12 protein-coding genes are annotated in these 18,640 nt (G+C 55.4%); 3 read left to right on the top strand and 9 right to left on the bottom strand.

The window, feature by feature from the left end; translation table 11 throughout:
* Window positions 1-338: 338 nt before the first annotated feature.
* The gene (locus BLS41_RS34335; RefSeq protein ID WP_074772414.1) at window positions 339-2,990 is read right to left on the bottom strand and encodes a glycoside hydrolase family 2 TIM barrel-domain containing protein; all 2,652 of its coding nucleotides are present in this window, start codon (window positions 2,988-2,990) and stop codon (window positions 339-341) included.
* 208 nt (window positions 2,991-3,198) lie between these two features.
* On the opposite strand from BLS41_RS34335, the gene BLS41_RS34340 reads away from it, so the two are divergent.
* Window positions 3,199-4,248: an AraC family transcriptional regulator gene (locus BLS41_RS34340; RefSeq protein WP_074772416.1), complete on the top strand. Its 1,050-nt coding sequence runs from the start codon at window positions 3,199-3,201 to the stop codon at window positions 4,246-4,248.
* A gap of 112 nt (window positions 4,249-4,360) precedes the next feature.
* Here BLS41_RS34340 and BLS41_RS34345 read toward each other — a convergent pair whose 3' ends face one another.
* The 4 genes from BLS41_RS34345 to chvE all read right to left on the bottom strand — a co-directional run bounded on the left by BLS41_RS34345 (window position 4,361) and on the right by chvE (window position 8,642).
* On the bottom strand, window positions 4,361-4,624 hold the full coding sequence (locus tag BLS41_RS34345) for a hypothetical protein (RefSeq protein ID WP_074772419.1): 264 nt from the start codon (window positions 4,622-4,624) through the stop codon (window positions 4,361-4,363).
* A gap of 82 nt (window positions 4,625-4,706) precedes the next feature.
* Complete coding sequence (mmsB, locus tag BLS41_RS34350) at window positions 4,707-5,918, bottom strand: multiple monosaccharide ABC transporter permease (RefSeq protein ID WP_074772422.1); 1,212 nt, start codon at window positions 5,916-5,918, stop codon at window positions 4,707-4,709.
* 1 nt (window position 5,919) lies between these two features.
* Entirely contained in the window at window positions 5,920-7,449 is a 1,530-nt protein-coding gene (gene mmsA / locus BLS41_RS34355; RefSeq protein WP_074773450.1) for a multiple monosaccharide ABC transporter ATP-binding protein, read from the bottom strand.
* Between the two features lie 125 nt (window positions 7,450-7,574).
* On the bottom strand, window positions 7,575-8,642 hold the full coding sequence (gene chvE, locus BLS41_RS34360; protein ID WP_074772425.1) for a multiple monosaccharide ABC transporter substrate-binding protein: 1,068 nt from the start codon (window positions 8,640-8,642) through the stop codon (window positions 7,575-7,577).
* A gap of 1,334 nt (window positions 8,643-9,976) precedes the next feature.
* Between chvE and BLS41_RS34365 the strand changes: the two genes are divergently transcribed.
* Together BLS41_RS34365 and BLS41_RS34370 are read left to right on the top strand one after the other, a co-directional pair.
* Complete coding sequence (locus BLS41_RS34365; RefSeq protein ID WP_074772428.1) at window positions 9,977-11,710, top strand: IlvD/Edd family dehydratase; 1,734 nt, start codon at window positions 9,977-9,979, stop codon at window positions 11,708-11,710.
* 127 nt (window positions 11,711-11,837) lie between these two features.
* The gene (locus BLS41_RS34370; RefSeq protein WP_074772431.1) at window positions 11,838-12,767 is read left to right on the top strand and encodes a Gfo/Idh/MocA family protein; all 930 of its coding nucleotides are present in this window, start codon (window positions 11,838-11,840) and stop codon (window positions 12,765-12,767) included.
* 899 nt (window positions 12,768-13,666) lie between these two features.
* Here the strand turns inward: BLS41_RS34370 and BLS41_RS34375 are convergent.
* From BLS41_RS34375 to BLS41_RS34390, 4 genes are all read right to left on the bottom strand, one after another.
* Window positions 13,667-15,148 (bottom strand): GDSL-type esterase/lipase family protein, encoded by a 1,482-nt coding sequence (locus BLS41_RS34375; protein WP_171910381.1) that lies wholly within the window; start codon window positions 15,146-15,148, stop codon window positions 13,667-13,669.
* 409 nt (window positions 15,149-15,557) lie between these two features.
* Complete coding sequence (locus tag BLS41_RS34380; protein ID WP_074772437.1) at window positions 15,558-16,526, bottom strand: Gfo/Idh/MocA family protein; 969 nt, start codon at window positions 16,524-16,526, stop codon at window positions 15,558-15,560.
* 40 nt (window positions 16,527-16,566) lie between these two features.
* Window positions 16,567-17,418, bottom strand: coding sequence for a sugar phosphate isomerase/epimerase family protein (locus BLS41_RS34385; protein ID WP_074772440.1), 852 nt, complete (start codon window positions 17,416-17,418; stop codon window positions 16,567-16,569).
* Between the two features lie 52 nt (window positions 17,419-17,470).
* Window positions 17,471-18,640, bottom strand: a complete 1,170-nt coding sequence (locus BLS41_RS34390) for a dihydrodipicolinate synthase family protein (RefSeq protein ID WP_074772443.1) — start codon at window positions 18,638-18,640, stop codon at window positions 17,471-17,473.

The raw sequence follows: 18,640 nt of genomic DNA on the forward strand, positions 1-18,640 counted from the left end.
TTTAGGGGCCGTCAACAGGGGTCGACGAGTCCATTACTGTTGTCGTTCGAAACGGACTGACGTTCCATGATGGTTTCCCACTAAGTCTGTCTCTGAGTCATACGGGGTCTTGCTGTGAATGAGGCAGTATCCCATACGAAAAAACACTCATCACGTAGCGACGTTGCGAAGTGCGGGTATGCGAAACACTCCACAGGATCAATTTTGCTAGCTCATAGCCGGTCAACAACGAGACAGAATCGACTCGGCATTAGTTGCGTTCACTTACCCGTTGCCCGTGCCGATGACACATGCTGAGGGCAGCCCGACTTACAGGACTGCCCTCAGACATCAGGTCGTCAAGCCACCGTCAGCGTAAGCGAAGCCGAGCTCAATCCGTCTGCACTAGCAGTAACGACGATTTGGCCAGGATTTTGCGGCGCTCGAATATATGCCATTGCTTTGCCATGGTACGAATAGCGCTTGCCGCGCTGGAAACTGTCGACGTTGTGGGGATTGCCGCTTCCGACGGCCGCCAACTGGCCACCTGAAGCAGCGAAGCTGACACGCACTACCGCATCAGGTACCAGACGCCCTTGTGCGTCAACTACACTGGCAAGCACATGCGCCACAGCGTCCGGGCTTGCTGCCAGAGTCAAAGTGTCCGATGACAGCTGAATTGCGGCCGACGCCCCCGTAGTGGTGAGTGTTTTGCTGCCAATCTGGGTGCCATTCTTAAAGGCTATGGCTTGCAACGTACCTGCCTGATAAGGAACCCAGAACGAAGCGATGCACTTATCGGTTGCCTGTAATGTAAGCGACTGGAGCAATTGCCCGTTGAGATGCAGATCAACCCGATCGGCGCTGGTGTAGACGTGGACGCGCATTGAAGTCGCAGCGGGAACATCCCACGTCCAGCTTTCCAGCTCGTCAAACCAGCCGAATGAAAAAGCCTGTTGCTGCTGATTTCCAGAAACGGGTCTTGCAACTGCCATCTCGATCGGGCTGGCGTTCCATACTGCTCGTCGATAGAGATGCTGGGCAGTCGGTTGTCCGATCAGGTCAAAATCACCGCAACCAGCGGCAAACCACGGGTACGGCGCCCACGCACCACCAGCCTGCTCTCCGAAAGCCGAAAATCCCGGGCCCAAGAAGGACGTTTCTGTGTCACTACCTTTATCGATGAGTGCTGGCACGTTCAGGCCTGCTTCGCCCATATAGTCCCACGCAGTCCAGACAAAGTCGCCGACGACGAAACTGTTGTTGGTCACCTGCTGCCAGTTGTCGTAGAACGTAGACGCGTAGCTCTCCGATTGATTCCAGGCTTTATTTGGAACGGCCTGGCGTGCGGCGACGTAGGACTGTTCATAGTGAACGTCGCAGAAGTCCGTGTACGGTGCGACCGACGGACCGTTGTAGATAGACAGGATACCTTGAGCACCGCCCTGCATGACTGGTCGACTGGTATCCAGACTTTTGAGCTTGGTGATCAGTTGCTGACCTCTCGGTTGAGCCGTAGTGGAATCGTATATCTCATTTGCGATGGACCAGAGGCACACTGCTGGGCTATTCCGCGATGCCAGTACCCAGCTTTCAAGGTCGCTCTCCCAATACTGCGGAAAATACAAATGATAGTCGTCGGGGTTCTTGGCGACATCCCACATATCGACGAATTCGTTCAGCAGGATCATTCCGACCTTTTCGGCAGCTTGAACAAATTCACGGCTGGGCGGGTTATGCGAGCACCGGACTGCATTGAAACCTCCAGCTTTCAGCGTAGACATGCGCCAATATTCTTCGTCACCAAGACTGATCGAGCCAAGTGCCCCATTGGTATGGTGAACATTGCCACCCTTCAGTTTGAGCGGAGTTCCGTTCAGGATAAATCCATCAGTTGCACTTACCGTCACAGTCCTGATGCCGAAAGTCTCAAGTGTCTGGTCAGTGACCGTTCCAGCATTGTTCACCTGGACCACAGCCGTGTACAGATACGGTGTATCGGGTGACCAGATCTGTGGGCTCGGAACGGCGATCGTCAGCAGAGTGTCCTTGCTAGCCCCTGCTGCGATTGTCTGAGCGGCGCTGCTTGCGTTGGCCACCTGCTTGCCGGACGCGTCGAAGAAGAGGATCCGGACAGACGTGGAAACGGATGCAGTTGAAGCGTTCTGCACTGTGATCTGGGCGTTGACGGTAGCTGAGCCCGCCGACAATTGTTGTGTGGTCAGTCCGACGCCAAACCGAGGAATACGAACTGCATTTGTTGTCGTGAGGTGCGTGTGCCGATATATGCCGGAACCTGCGTACCATCGGCTGTTTAGCCCGAGATTTTGTACGCGCACCGCGATGACGTTGTCTCCTGCAACGAGATAAGGCGTCAAGTCGTACGCGAACGCTGTGTAACCGTACGGATGGAAACCGAGATGCTGGCCATTGATCCACACATCGGAGTTTTGATAGACGCCGTCAAAGCGCAACTCGACTTGCTGCCCGGGAGTAGGCTTGAAGGTGAAATGCTTCCGATACCAACCTTCGCCACCGATGGTGCGCCCGGTTGCGCGATCTCCAGGACTGGCTGTCTTGTCGAATGGCCCGATGCGTGTGGGTGCAGAACTGGTGAGTGTCGGCTGCTCAAAAACAAATAGATGAGAAGGCTGGGATGTGGCCTGGCCGTCGTCGCTACCGCCGGGAAGATCCTCGATACTCCAGTCATGCGGTAAATTCATCGACCGCCACCCTTGATCGGCGAACGATGCCAGGGACGCAGCGGCTGGATCGAGCGTGCCATTGAAGAATTGCCAGTTTGCGTCGAACGATACAGTCCGGGTGCTCGCGCTCTTAAGAGCGTCAGGTAGCGTCACATCGCTAGGGGCCTGAAGTTCGGAGCCGCCGCTACCGCAGGCAGACGCCAGTGGCAGGGCTGCAATAGCAGCCGCCATCTTCATAATGCGTCGGCGGTCAGGCGAAGCGAGCGATTCACCGTAGGAGGGCAGGCGTGTCTCTTTATCTTCCAAGATAAGTCTCCATTGTTTTTTATCGAATCCGATCACTGCATACGGCTATAATTCATATCGGAGAAATAACTATAACCGTGCGTTACGAAAAGCCGGTTGCAAGTCGTTGCGTCAGTTTGCATATAGGCGCGCGATCAATGTTGCGTCGCAGCATATAAAAATTATATTTTTAATTAAGCACTAGAATCATTTATTCGAGGAGGGTGCGATGGGTATTGGCCAAAAATCCGTTACATCTGCTTTGGTGCGTCGCGGCATGCAAAGTGCCTTGCGTTTGGGAATGGATATTAGGGAATTCCAGAAACTCACCGAAATTTCGGAAGCTGAAGCAAATCAAATTGGCGGACGGGTAGCCGGGGTCAAATATATTTCAATGCTGAATTTGATCGAAAGACTCCCTGAGCCGGTCAACCTCGCGATCCCCGGTGAAAACGATTATTTACTCGAACCTTTCTCTAGTACCATCGCTGTGGTCTCCAATGCTCCTAATCTGATTATTGCATTTGAAAAATGCATCGAATTGCGCGCGGTAATTGGAGAAATTGATGGGATGTCTTTCAGGCAATCTGGTGCGCAATTTCAATTCGACTTCCTGCTCGACGGCTCTGAGCGAACGCCCTTGATGGCACTCAACAGTTTCGGAGGTGTCATCAAGCTCGCAGAGAGGTACGGCGGCACGAAACTCCAGACGCCCATCATTGAACTGGTCGGGCCGGAAAGCCCTACATGGAAGAATTTAGTTTCGGAATTAGATTGCCGGGTGATTTTCGGTAAAAATAGTAATCGTCTTACCTTTTCCGCTCCGCATGCCACTTTGCGATTTCCACAACATAACGAATTGCTTTTTAAAATATTTTCCAGTAAAGCCGATTTTGAACTCCGGCGCTTACGAGAAAACCATTCGTTTCAATTTAAAGTGGAAACTTTTTTGATTTCGTTGTTCTCAAATGGAAATATATTACCATTTGAGAACAACATTCTGCTCCTCACGTGCCAGGAGTTTGGACTGTCACGCTCGGCTCTACATAGAAGGCTGCAGCAGGAAGATACGAATTTTCAAAATGTTATTGCACGGGTACGGATTAATGAAGCCAAGCGGCTTTTGATTGAAAACCGAATGCAGTTATCGGAAATCGGCGATGTTCTCGGATTTTCATCGCCATCCGTCTTCTCTCGATTCTTTTCAGATCAGGCTGGAATTTCACCATCGCGCTTTAAATTCAATCATGTCGATGGCCGTCCAGTTTCGGGAAATTGAGCCTTGGTTATCGTCGCTCATTGACCCTAGGGTAGTACATAAAAATGCCATGCCGAGATGTGCTCTCGAAACATGAGAGAGTGATGAATGTGGGCCCAAATTGCCTGTCGCATCATATCGGCACATCAGCGCGAAAATTCGAACTCGATTGATCGAGCACTCTTTCTTCCGATTGCGACAACATCCGGCTAAGGCGAAGGATGTCAGGCAAACCGAAGTCGGTTACGGTCGGCCCGCGTTCGCCTTTCACAGCCGCGACGTCTGACGCAATTTGCAACGCGCATGAACGTTCTCTAAGCAAAGCGCCTAATGCATCTGCAAGCAACTTACGGTCACGGTCGTCCAGATTGTCGTGAATCTCGTTGGGGCTCGGCAAAATTTCGTCTCCGTTTGTTGCACATGTATTCGAAAGTGATGATCTGCTACGGAAGCCGGGTTTTCGCAGCAGACCAATGCCATTACGAAATCTTGTTCTTGTTGTAGACGTCGATGAAAACGGCGGCAAGAAGAACCAGTCCTTTGATGACCTGTTGATAGTCGATACCAATCCCCATGATCGACATACCGTTGTTCATGACGCCCATAATGAATGCGCCGATCACCGCGCCCATGACCTTGCCCACTCCGCCAGAGGCCGAAGCACCGCCGATGAAACACGCCGCAATCACGTCGAGCTCGAAACCTGTTCCGGCTTTTGGCGTCGCACTGTTCAGGCGGGCAGCGAATATGAGGCCCGCAAGTGCAGCCAGAATTCCCATATTGATGAATGTGTAGAACGAAACGCGCTCGGTGTTGATGCCCGACAGCTTCGCCGCTTTCACATTGCCACCCACCGCGTAGATACGCCGCCCGATCGTGGTCCGATTCATGACGAAGGTGTAGGCGCCAATGAGGACACCCATAATAATGAGGACCGTAGGCATGCCTCGATACGATGCGAGCAAATAAGAGAAGTAAACAATGAAGGCCGTAAGGACGACATTCTTCGCGATAAACATACCGGCCGAACTGGTTCCGACTCCATGCGCCGTAGCTTTGGCCCGATGACGGAACTCGATGTAGAAGAATGTCAGTCCGACAAGGAGACCCAGGGCAAGCGACGTAATTCGGAGGTTTTGGCCGTGGAAGAAATCAGGAATGAAGCCCGAACTGACGACGGCGAAAACATCCGGAAAAGGTCCTATTGATTGTCCTTGCAGGAGGGTAATGGTGAGTCCGCGAAAAACGAGCATGCCCGCGAGCGTCACGATGAAGGACGGCATCCGCCAGAATGCAACGAAGTAGCCTTGCGCAGCACCGATCAATGCGCCGGCAGCCACACAAATCACTGTTCCGAGGATCGGGTCGACGTTCAACTGGACCATCAAGACCGCCGCCAGCGCACCGATAAAACCTGAAGTCGAACCGACGGACAGATCGATGTGCCCCGCTACGATCACCATCAACATGCCGAGCGCCATGATGACGATATAGCTGTTTTGCAAGATCAGGTTCGTCAGATTCAGTGGTTGCATCAGGGTGGCGTTGGTCGACACCTGAAAGAAACCCATGATGATGACCAGCGAAACAAGCAAGCCATATTCGCGCAGGCCACGCTTGAGAGCGTGCACGGATTCCAGCTTACCGCCCTGAGGCTCAGGCGATGCTGGCGTTGTGAGAGGATTGCTCATTTTAATTAACTCCGTTTCTCATAATGGCACGCATGATTTTTTCCTGGCTGGCGTCTTCGCCTCGCAACTCGCCTACGATTCGTCCTTCGTTCATCACGTATATGCGGTCGCACATGCCCAGAAGTTCTGGCATTTCGGACGAGATCATGACGACGCATTTACCGTCCGCTGCCGCCTCGTTGATGATTGTGTAGATTTCGTACTTCGCGCCTACATCGATGCCACGCGTTGGCTCATCGAGAATGAGAACTTCCGGCGCAGAATGTAGCCATTTACTCAGCACTACCTTCTGTTGATTCCCACCCGATAGATTCCCCACTTTCTGGTCGAGGTCATGACATCGAATGCGAAGCTTCTGCCTGAAGTTTGAAGCAATCGAGTTTTCCTTATGCTCGTCAACGATGGCCAGACGAGAGATCGATTTCAGGTTAGCTAGAGAAATGTTTCTCTTGATGGTGTCGTCCAGCAGTAATCCAGCACCCTTTCGGTCTTCGGTAACGTAAGCCAGGCCGTGACTGATCGCTTTCGGGACGGTCGAGACGTCGACTTTCTTTCCATGCAGCGTCACGGTGCCAGTTATTTTCTTGCCGTAAGACCGGCCGAACACGCTCATGGCAAGTTCGGTCCGCCCGGACCCCATCAGTCCGGCAATCCCTACAACTTCGCCGCGTTTGGCATGGATCGTTACACCCTTGATAACTTGCCGCTCAAGATGGTTAGGGTGGTGAACTTTCCAGTCGGACACCTCAAAGATTGTCTCGCCGACATTGGGTGTACGGGGTGGATATCGGTCATTCATTTCCCGTCCTACCATTGCCTTGATGATGCGCTCTTCGCTTATCGTCTTGGCGTTGCAGTCCAGTTCGTCAACCGTCGAGCCGTCGCGAATAACGGTAATCGCGTCGGCTACTCGAGAAATTTCGTTGAGCTTGTGCGAGATGATGATGGCAGTTACGCCTCGCTCGCGCAGTTCAAGCAAAAGTGCGAGCAGGGTGTCGCTGTCTTTTTCGTTGAGGCTCGCGGTAGGCTCGTCAAGAATGAGAAGTTTCACTTCTTTCGACAACGCCTTGGCGATTTCGACGAGCTGCTGCTTTCCGATACCGAGTGTCACGACGGGAGCATCGGGAGAGTCGTTGAGACCGACTTTCTCCAGCAGCAGTTTGGTCTTTGCGTACGATCCCTGCCAATCGATTACGCCGCCTTTGGCCTGTTCGTTTCCGAGGAAAATATTTTCGGTAATCGAGAGCATTGGCACCAGTGTGAGTTCCTGGTGAATAATGATGATACCGGCTTGCTCGCTGTCGTGGATGCCGGAAAACTTGCGTTCTATCCCACGATAGACCACCTCGCCTGCGTACGATCCGTGTGGATAGACGCCGCTCAAAATCTTCATGAGAGTCGACTTGCCCGCGCCATTCTCCCCGCAAATCGCGTGGATCTGCCCCTCTCGGACCGACAGATTCACGTTATTCAAAGCTTTAATGCCGCCAAAGCTCTTTTGAATACAGCGCATTTCTAGAATCGTATTCATCACTTCGCAACCTGTAGCATCGGATGCAGCCTGCAGGAGCATCTCGAAAGATGCCGCCAGCAGGCCAATCGATGGAAGTCCACTCGAGTCGAGCAACGGGAGCCTATGCCGCGACCCATCCACACTCACTTAAGCTGTGATTCCTTGTAGTAGCCGCTGTTCGTGACCAGAACAGATTTCCAGTTGCCACCGTTGACCACGACCGGTTTCAGGAGATAAGTAGGAACCACCTTGACTCCATTGTTGTAGGTCTTGGAGTCGTTCACCGGTACAGGTTTATTGCTGGAAGCTGCATCTGCCATCTCGACGGTGGCCTTGGCCAGTTCGCGCGTGTCTTTGAATATGGTCGTATTTTGATCGCCACGAATAATGGCCTTCACGCTTGGGATTTCAGCATCCTGGCCCGTAATGATAGGCATGGGTTGTTGCGCAGAGCCGTACCCAACTCCTTTGAGTGACGAAATGATGCCGATACTGATTCCGTCATAGGGCGAAAGAACGGCGTCTACATGAGAGTTCCCGTAGTAGGCGCTCAACAGATTGTCCATGCGAGCCTGCGCGGTAGCCCCGTCCCAGCGGAAAGTCGCAACCTTGTCGAACGCAACCTGCCCGCTACGAACAACAACCTTGCCCTTGTCCATGTACGGCTTGATGACGGAGAGCATTCCGTCGTAGACGACGTGAGCGTTGTTATCGTCGGCGGAACCGCCGAAGATTTCAATGTTGGCCGGCGTTTTTCGGTTGTTCAGGTCGAGTGCCTTAACCACTGACTGGGCCATCAGAACGCCAACGCCGAAGTTGTCGAACGTCGCGTAGTAGTCAACGTCCTTGGTGCCTCTAATCAGGCGGTCATAAGCGATGACCTTGATTCCGCGAGCCTGAGCCTTGCTGAGTGCGTTGGAAAGTGTTGTTCCATCGATCGGGGCGATAACCAGGATCTTCGCTCCTTTGGTGATCAGATTCTCGATCTGTGCAATCTGATTCGGGACGTCATCGTCCGCATACTGAAGGTCGGGTTGATAGCCTTTTGCTTTGAATGCATCGACCATGCTTTGACCATCTGAAATCCAGCGCGACGACGACTTGGTCGGCATAGAAATACCTACCAGGCCTTTTTCCTGCGCGCCGGCGAGAGAAGCTGTGGTGAAAAGCGTCACTGCCAGCGCAGCGGTCATTAGTTTCAACGAATTCATGTGTGTCTCCTGATATGTCGCGTTTTAGATCAGTGCCGCATCTGGATAACTCGAGCACTGGTTGTGACTTCAATCGCAGATACGTTTTGCGAAGCGAGCTAATGACTAGCAGGATGTGTATCTTCACCATGCGATGTCGATGCCCAGAATCGTCAAGCGGTACGTTTTTAAAGCGTTTCTTCAGCTGATTCTTTTATTGACGGATGCATGTGCCTCGACATTTTCACGTGCGCGTCGGACCACCAGTTCAATGGTGTAGTCACCACTTAATTTAAGAAAATAGCGATGACGTCCATAGATGGGGGAGAAGGCTGGCGGTTCTTTGTCTCCTTAATAGTTATTAGGTTTTGCAAGATGGGATAACCCGCAGCATGTGCGTACGCCGTACAACTTCGAAACTGGCTAATTCAAATGCAGGTCGTGGTGCTCCAGTCCAGGTTGGTAGAAGTCGCTACGCATGCAATGGCCGGATTCTACGGAAGCGGCCGATTACTTTCCAATCTTTTTTTTGCCAAAGTTGATACCAAATCAGTCATGTGCACTTTGATCGCATACCTAATAAGCTGCATAGAGAGATAGAAGGTTGTTTGCCGATCAAATTTTTCACATGCAAAAAATAAAATGTGCATTACGTCGCGCGTTAATTGAAGGTGCGCAACCAATGGCAAAGTCATGCGTATTTTCACTTATATCGAACATGATATCTGTATTGCCGGATAACTGATTGGACCGATATCGAAGGTTTCGGTAATCTTATTTGGAGAGAAAAATGGAGTCCTTCTCCTCAGGCGAAGTACTCTTCATTCCACGAGGCAACTATCAACAAACGACGACGACACCTTGCCGGCTAGGCATCGCGGTAGTGCGAGTTGCTCGCCGAAAGTGCTCTCAGAACGTGCTGCAGCATTGGTGCGGCTGGATGAAGTCCTTTGGTCTTTCCGTCGCACCTGCGTGATGGACGATCAAAACCTTCGAAGGCTCGCCTCTACGACCGAAACACCAACCGTCGGAGCCACTAACTTATCGAACACCCGTCCAAGCGCGTTCGATAAGTCTGTGCATTTGGAGGTGACGGTTCACGATGAGAGGCCTGTGCGTCGATACATCTGATTAATGTGCCGAGGAGATTGATCAAATGCTGCTCGATAGCAAGCCGATGGTGCGGTTAGTACGTGAACCTCTACGCTCCAATTTGAACCGGAGCGTGCCGAGTTTCGAGGCCGACGGGTTGCTCGAAGAGAAGAGAGAAATCGGATCACTCGTGGTGGTTCCGGACACATGAAGTTCGCGCAAAACAACTTGCGCGAACCCTACTACTAATATCGAGAACAAATATGTCTTCCGAAAAGCGTCCACTCCGTTCGACGGAATGGTTCGGTACCGCCGACAAGAACGGCTTCATGTATCGAAGCTGGATGAAGAATCAGGGCATTCCCGACCACGAATTCGATGGCCGCCCGGTCATCGGGATCTGCAATACCTGGTCGGAACTCACGCCGTGTAACGCGCATTTTCGCAAGCTCGCCGAGCACGTGAAGCGCGGCATCTATGAAGCAGGCGGGTTCCCCGTCGAGTTTCCGGTGTTCTCCAACGGCGAATCGAATCTGCGTCCTACCGCGATGCTCACGCGCAATCTCGCGGCGATGGACGTGGAAGAAGCGATTCGCGGCAATCCGATCGACGCGGTCGTGCTGTTGACCGGTTGCGACAAGACCACCCCCGCATTGCTGATGGGCGCGGCGAGTTGCGACGTGCCCGCGATCGTCGTGACCGGCGGCCCGATGCTGAACGGCAAGCTCGACGGCAAGAACATCGGCTCTGGTACGGCCGTGTGGCAACTGCACGAATCGCTGAAGGCGGGCGAGATCAACCTGCATCAGTTCCTGTCGGCGGAAGCGGGCATGTCGCGCTCGGCGGGCACCTGCAACACGATGGGCACCGCGTCGACGATGGCGTGCATGGCCGAAGCGCTCGGCACGTCGCTGCCGCACAACGCGGCGATTCCTGCGGTCGATTCGCGTCGCTACGTGCTCGCGCATATGTCGGGCATCCGCATCGTCGAGATGGCGCATGAAGGGCTCACGCTGTCGAAGATTTTGACGCGCGAAGCATTCATGAACGCGATCCGCACGAACGCCGCGATTGGCGGCTCGACCAATGCGGTGATCCATCTGAAGGCGATTGCCGGGCGTATCGGTGTCGATCTCGAACTGGAAGACTGGGTGCGCATTGGCCGCGACACGCCGACTATCGTCGACCTGATGCCGTCGGGCCGCTTCCTGATGGAAGAGTTCTATTACGCGGGCGGTTTGCCGGCGGTGCTGCGCCGTCTCGGCGAAGCGGACCTGCTGCCGTTCCCGGGTGCGTTGACCGTCAACGGCAAGTCGTTGTGGGAGAACGTGAAGGAAGCGCCGAATACGAACGACGAAGTGATCCGTCAGCTCGACAATCCGCTCGTCGCCGATGGCGGTATTCGCGTGCTGCGCGGCAATCTCGCGCCGCGTGGTGCGGTGCTGAAGCCGTCGGCGGCCACGCCTGAATTGCTGAAGCATCGTGGGCGCGCGGTGGTGTTCGAGAACCTCGAGCACTACAAGGCAAAGATCGTCGATGAAGAACTCGACGTCGATGCGAACTCCGTGCTCGTGTTGAAGAACTGTGGGCCGAAGGGATATCCCGGCATGGCCGAAGTCGGCAACATGGGTCTGCCGCCGAAGCTGCTGCGCGAGGGCGTGAAGGACATGGTGCGCATTTCCGACGCGCGCATGAGCGGCACCGCATACGGCACGGTCGTGTTGCATGTGACGCCGGAAGCGGCTGCGGGGGGTCCGCTTGCAGCGGTGCAGGACGGCGACTGGATCGAACTCGATTGCGACGCGGGCACGCTGCATCTGGATATCAGCGACGCGGAACTCGAACGCCGGATGGCGAATCACGTACCGCCGCAACCGCCTGAGGGTGGTGGCTATCAACGCCTTTACGTGGACCACGTTTTGCAGGCGGACGAAGGTTGCGACCTTGATTTTCTGGTCGGCTGCCGGGGAGCGGGCGTACCACGACATTCCCACTGAGTTGTTGTTTTGATGCGCACGGTCTGCAAGTGAAGTCCGTGTGATGTATCCCAGCACTTAGAACTACTGTTGCACAAGCTTTCTCCCAGCAGGGCGAAAGCTTGGATGACGTCAAGAAGGTGAAAGCGTGAAAGATCGAATCAAGATTGGGCTTGTCGGCGTTGGCAAGATCGCTCGTGATCAGCATATCCCGGCCATTGATGGTCACCCTGGTTTTGAGCTCATCGCCTGCGCCGATCCGAACGCCCGGATCGCTGGCATAGCTCACTATCAAAGTCTTGAAGCAATGCTGGATGCGGAGCCAGATCTAGCGGCCGTATCTTTGTGTGCTCCTCCACAGGTCCGATTTTCGCAGGCGTGCGTCGCGCTTGCCGCGGGCAAGCATGTGTTGCTGGAAAAACCACCCGGCGCTAGCGTTGCGGAAGTAGCTGTATTAGCCGAAGTTGCGCGTGAGCGCGCGTGCAGTCTGTTCACATCCTGGCACTCCCGTCACGCGCCAGGGGTCAAGTCCGCGCGTGCGTGGCTGGCGAACAAGGAACTCGTTACGGTGATGGTTCGCTGGAAAGAAGATGTGCGGCTTTGGCATCCCGGTCAGGATTGGATCTGGCAACCGGGAGGACTCGGCGTGTTCGATCCCGGAATCAATGCTTTATCCATCGTAACGCGCATCCTGCCTCGTCCATTTTTTTTGAAAGCAGCGGACCTTTATACGCCGTCCAATAAACACAACCCCATTGCAGCAAATCTCGATTTTCGAGACGATCGGTCCACCCCAATTCGAGCGGAGTTCGATTGGCGCCACGGTGATGAGGAAATTTGGGAGGTAGAGGTAACTACCACAGTTGGTGTTTTACGACTGGCGCAGGGTGGCAAACACCTGCAGATTGACGGCAAGAGTTGGGATCTCGGTGAGGAGCGTGAGTATTCCAGTTTGTACGAACGTTTTGCTGAGTTGATATCCGATGGTGCTAGTGAGGTAGATTTCAGCCCTCTCCAACATGTTGCTGACGCTATGTTGCTGGGCACCCGTTATTCAACAGCACCGTTTTTTCACTAACTTCGTGGGTATATCGCCAAACCGCTCGACGCTGAATGTCCGCATTGGCGCTGGACGGTGTCGGACAACGTGCAGGGACTCGAATTGTCGTCGAATGGAATGACGAAGCGTTGGGGTCAAATTGTCGGCTACGCCCTTGGCCGCAAGGCCGGACCGGCGGACGATCTGTTGGTCATGTAACCGCAACGAGACTAAGCAACGACAAATTGGTGAAGGCGTATAGCCGCGCGAACGGGCTTGGCAACCGATATTATTATGGCGGTTTGAGTGGCGAGTGGACTGGACGGCCATGCAGAAGACCGCTTCCAAATTCGACTCGATAGGTCGGAACGGCCGTGCGATTTTTCACTTCGACCGACGTCCCGACACAACTGGAAATAAGCGCGCGCCGTGCCTGTCTGGCCTTGTCGACCCGGGTCCGGCTGTTCTGCTCTGCCATGGTGTCTCCTGATTTAAATAATGGACGGTGAGCTGGGCGCCGCAATTACTACGGAGGCACCAGAGCCGATTACGTCATATTCTCGTCAAGTGACGGCGCGGCATCCATGCGATGAACGAATACACTGATTGGGTTTGTGGATGAATGGGCGTGGAGTTGCAATCCCAAACATCGACCTGAACACGGCATGGGGTTTCAGGTCAGTCGGTCGCATTGAAGGCGGGCGCGATCCCAGCACTTGCGACCCGCAATTCATGATCGCGCCGGATCGGCGGACGCCGTTCTACCTTTGTCGGATCAATGGCGACACCCAGATAATCGTGGTACGCAACGTCATGAGAACATAGTGGCGGTCTCCGTGAATGGCGGCGGTCCGCATTCGAGCGTAGCCGCCACCATGCACCCCAGGCGAGCCGTTGTGATTTGAAGAGGTCGCTATCTGATGGATCGCGAGACGGCCCTAGTGTCCATTTCTCAGCAATCCGGTGACCGAATTCGCAGCCGCCACCCCCATTGCCTGATAGCCCGCGCGATTAGGGTGCAGATAATCCCCGGCACTTCCCTCGCTGTTGGGAACGAACTGAGGATAGAGGGTCCCCGTACTCGGATCGGTCGTGACCGCTGCGAAGTCGGAAGTTGCGTTGAATAGCCCGCCCGACAGAATGAACTTGTCGAGTGTCTTGCGGTAGCCATCCACTTGAGCGCTGCCGTAAGACGCCGCGAATGCTGCGCCCGCTGCAGCAGCCAGCGGGCTATTGGCGGGCACCTGTCCATTCGGAACGAAGCTCGGCGTGAGCGTCGCGCCGATCACCGCGATGTCCGCCTTGCGCAGCGCCGCAACCACCTGCCGGTAGCCCGCGATAATCGGCGGCGGCGTCAACTGTGCGTTGCCGAGATCGTTGATGCCCTCCATCCACACCACAAGGTTCACGCCTGACAGCGAAATGACGTCGCGATTCACGCGTTGCGTGGCCGGTTGTCCGGCGAGTTGCGCGACCACACCGTTGCCGCCGATCCCTTCATCGACTACGCTGACGCGATCGCCCAGTTGATTGTGAAGTTGGCGCGACATCACGTTGGCCCAGCGGTCGTTGCCGTTGAGCGTGGAAAATGTGCCGTCGGTGATCGAGTCGCCGAACGCGACCACCACCAGCGTATCGCGCGGCGCAAGCACATCGAGTTCGCTGACGAAGAAATACGATGTCGTGGAGTACGGATAGGCCGTGTCGTCCTCGGCGAGAACCTGGTCACCCGAATTGGGCGCGCTGATGTAGGAGGTCGTGAATGCCGTCGCGTGATAGCTCGCCGGGCCGGATGCGCCATCCACAGCAAAACTCACCGCGAGGTTGCGTCCCGCCAGCGCATGAGGATCGCCTTGCGAAACGAAGGGCAAGTCGACAGGATCGCTGAATATCTGTTGGCCGGCTGGAATCGTCACGCTTTGATTGCCATTGAAACTCAGCGACACATTGGTGCCGGACACGAGGTTGGCTTGATAACTTTGCAGTGCAACAGCGGCATGGCTGAACGTAACCGGCCTCGTTCCGAACACATTTGAAAAGCGGACACGTATTTTGCCGCCCCAGAGGTCGGGCTTGATAATCATCCTGAAGGTCTGGTTGACCGCGCCGTTCGTGGTCGCACCCGGTAATGGAAAACTCAGATCGGGTTGCGGATCGTATCCGGGGACGGAGGCGCCTTGTGGCGTGGTGGGTAATACATACGCTGCCTGAATGGAGGTTGCCCAGGAAGCGGCCCATTTATTCCCGCCGCCATTGCCATTGCGACCGTTTTCGTCTGCGCTGACTGAGCCTGTCGCAAAAACGGCTGTTGCCAGGGCCGCGACAACGAGTGGTTTGCTGCGCCGCACGTCGACGTGGAACGACATTCCGACCGACGTCCCCCACGGCGATTGCCGGCTTGTCCTTTGTTTTGCTTGCATCATGTCTCCTTTCGTCGCGAGTGAGCGCGCATCTGTTTCAAGGCCAATAGGCGTGCAAGGCCAACTGTATGGCTACGACTTCATGCAAGAGGGAACATAGTACAAATGCAGAGGTTTAATCGATGCGATGACTTCGAATCGACATGAATTGGCGGGATACGCCTTATAAAAGAGAGAGGAGGCTTTAGTTATCTCGTTACTGAAATGCGGCCCCTCTGGAGCGATGCGCAGGATCCAGCAGGTCTGCTGGGACTATCGGTGTCCATCGAGGTGGCGCCGCAGCAACTCGTTGCCGGACATTCCGCGCCGACGCCACTGCAGGCTTGAACCAGGCTTCGAACAGCAACGGAAAATCTCGCGGCTGCCGGTCCATGCTTCAAACCCGTCCCGGCGACTCGCACATCTGCCGTTATGAAAGTATCTGATCGATCACTCGCTGGTTGCCGAGCGAGTTTTCAAGGGTGAAAACCAGATTCATTTTTTGTCCGAGTACAGTTCGGGCGAAATCTTCGACCATCAATTGATACTGGTCGACATCCGCAAATTCGATGGTGCGTGTCTGACCGGTTTCATCGGAACGGTGGCGAATTTGCGCAAGCCCATAAGTGCCCGGATTGAACGGTGCATCGACGCTCAACCAGCCTTTGGTTCCGTGAAAGATCATGTGTTGCCGGCGCGACAATTGCGTGCCGCAGTAAAACGTCATCGAGAATCCTGGAAACCCGGCGGTGCATCGGGCAAACCGGTCGGTGCCGAAGCGTGGATCAAACTCGACTTCGGCGTGAACCCGATCCGGTTCGAGTCCTGTGGCAAGGCGCGTGGTCACGACCGGATAAACGCCAATGTCGCGAACTCCGCCGCCGCCGAGAGCAGGATTGTTCTTGAGTGCATTGGGATCGTCGTTGAAGTAAGTGAACGATCCTTCGATCAGGGTGAGTTCGCCGAGCAAGCCGCGAGCGATGCTGTCGCGAACAAATTCCCATTGCGGGTGATGGGCAACCATGAAGGCTTCGCCGCATACCAGCCCCGTCCTGTCTCGCAACGCGATCAATTCGAGCACCTCGGCACTGTTCATCGCGATCGGTTTTTCGCAAAGCACATGCTTGCCGCCAAGCAGTGCTTTCCTGCACCATTCGACGTGGCTCGCCGTTGGCAGCGGGATATAGATCGCATCGACATCGTTGCTTTCGATCACCGCGTCGTAGCTTGTCAATGCGTGGTCGATTGAGTGTCTACCTGCGAAAGCCCGCGCGCGATCAAGGTCGCGGCTGGCGACAGTGGTTACCCGGCCGTTCGACGAGCGTTGGATAGCCGGTACAACGAAGTTGTCGGCGATCTTTGCGGCACCCAGTACTCCCCAGCGAATCTTTTCAGTCATTCGAATTCCGTGTTGTTCTGTTTGAGTTAGCGTCGAACCGTCAACAGACGGTTTGCAGCCGATCAGCGCAGACGGCGAGTATTTCATCCGGATCGCGCCGCCACAAGTTCTGTGCCGAAAAAATTTCGGTTTCGACGAGGCCGTCGTATCCCGCCTGCTCGACGCACGACCGCACCGCTGGCAGATCAATCACACCATCGCCCATCATGCCGCGATCGAGCAGCATGTCATGAGTATCGTGCAACCAGTCGCACACGTGATAGGCCGTGATGCGGCCCGCTTTCCCGGCTGCCGCGATCGACGCGCGCAGCGAAGGGTCCCACCAGCAGTGGTAAACATCGACTGCTATACCGACCAGACCCGACCGGTCCGGGTCCACGGTTTCACAAATGGTCATCGCCTGAGCGATGGTGTTGATCACCGCGCGATTGGCTGCGTACATCGGATGAAGAGGTTCGAGCGCAAGCGGCACACCGTACTCGCGAGCAGTGTCCATCAGCATCGAGATGCCGTCTGTCACCTGTGCTCGAGCACCGTCCAGATCGCGGCTACCGGGCACGATGCCACCGACTACCATCACGAAGCAACGCGCTCCGAGCACGGCCGCATCGCGGATCGCGGCCCGGTTTGCTTCGACATTCGCATTGAATTCCGCACGCGTTGCAGCCGGTAGGCAGGTCGAGCGGCAATAGCCGCTCACGGTTAAATCGAGCGCCCGGATCTGCCGGGCAAATTGCGAGACGTCGCCTTCCTCTACCTCGCGACGCCACGGCGCGATTCCGCCAAATCCCGCTCGCGCAATGCGATCAATCGTGCGATCAAGCGGTTCCCGATGACCCAGCGTGGCGGTATTGATTGCGCACAGGTCCAGCCTTCCGTGAAGGTTTCTCATGACTTTCCCGAAAGATAGCGAAGACAAGCAGTTCCCCCAGATCGCGCCATGATCAGTCTCCGCATCCGAGTGCCGCCATGACCTTGCGAATGCGGATGACTGCATCGCCCGGATCTCGCAGCAGGCCGGCCTGGTCGGCGAGGCGGAACACATCGGCGAGGTAAGCGGGTGGCCGCATACCGTGGTGACCGCCCGGCATGAAGAAGTGATCCTGGAAGCCGTTCAGATACGCGAGGAACACCACGCCCGTCTTGTAGTACTGCGTGGGCGCGCGAAAAATATGGCGTGAAAGCGGCACCGTGGGCGCAAGCAATCGGTTGTAGGCGGCGATGTCATTCGCCGATAACGCGGCCAGCGCCTGTGACGCGGCGGGAGCAATCGTGTCGAAAATGCCCAGCAATGCATGGGAGAAATGCGTTCCGTCGCCGGCAATCAGTGCGGGATAGTTGAAGTCGTCGCCGGTGTACATCTTCACGCTTTGCGGCAGCCGACGGCGGAACGTGATTTCCTTCTGCTCGTCGAGTAACGAGATCTTGATGCCATCTACTTTAGACGCATTGGCCTCGATGATATCGAGGCAGACTTCCGCTGCTCCGGGGAATCCGCTTGCGCCCCAGTACTCCGCGAGTTCGGGATCGAACATGTCGCCGAGCCAATGCAGGATCACGGGTTGATCGCACATGGCGAGCACTTCGCGATAGACGCGACGATAGTCATCTGGTGAGCGAGCCACTTTTGCGAGCGCGCGACTCGCCATCAGGATCACGCGTCCGCCTACGCGTTGTACGGCTTCGAGTTGCTCCGCATACGCGCGAATCACCTGATCGCAATTCGTGACTGAAGCGGGAGTGATGTGGTCAGTGCCGCAACCCGAAGCGATGAGTGCTCCCGCTATATCCCGCGTGCCTTCAATGCTGCGGGTGATCAGTTCAAGCGCTGTGCTCCATGGCAATCCCATGCCGCGCTGCGCCGTGTCCATCGCCTCCGCGATGCCAAGCCCCTGTTCGAGCAGATAGCGTCGATAGGCAATCGTGCGGTCCCAGTCGATCGCAGGCGCGGCATTGAGTTCAACCGCGCGCAATGGATCGGCCACCACGTGCGCGGCCGAATACGCGATGCGGTTGAATTCGCGTGCAGGGGGGCGCACTTCGAGCGGCGTGCCTCGCACGAGATACGTTTCCAGGGTGCCGGACGCGGCCGGAAGTCTGATTGACAGGATCAT

The organism is Paraburkholderia fungorum (genome assembly GCF_900099835.1).
GTDB lineage: Bacteria > Pseudomonadota > Gammaproteobacteria > Burkholderiales > Burkholderiaceae > Paraburkholderia > Paraburkholderia fungorum_A.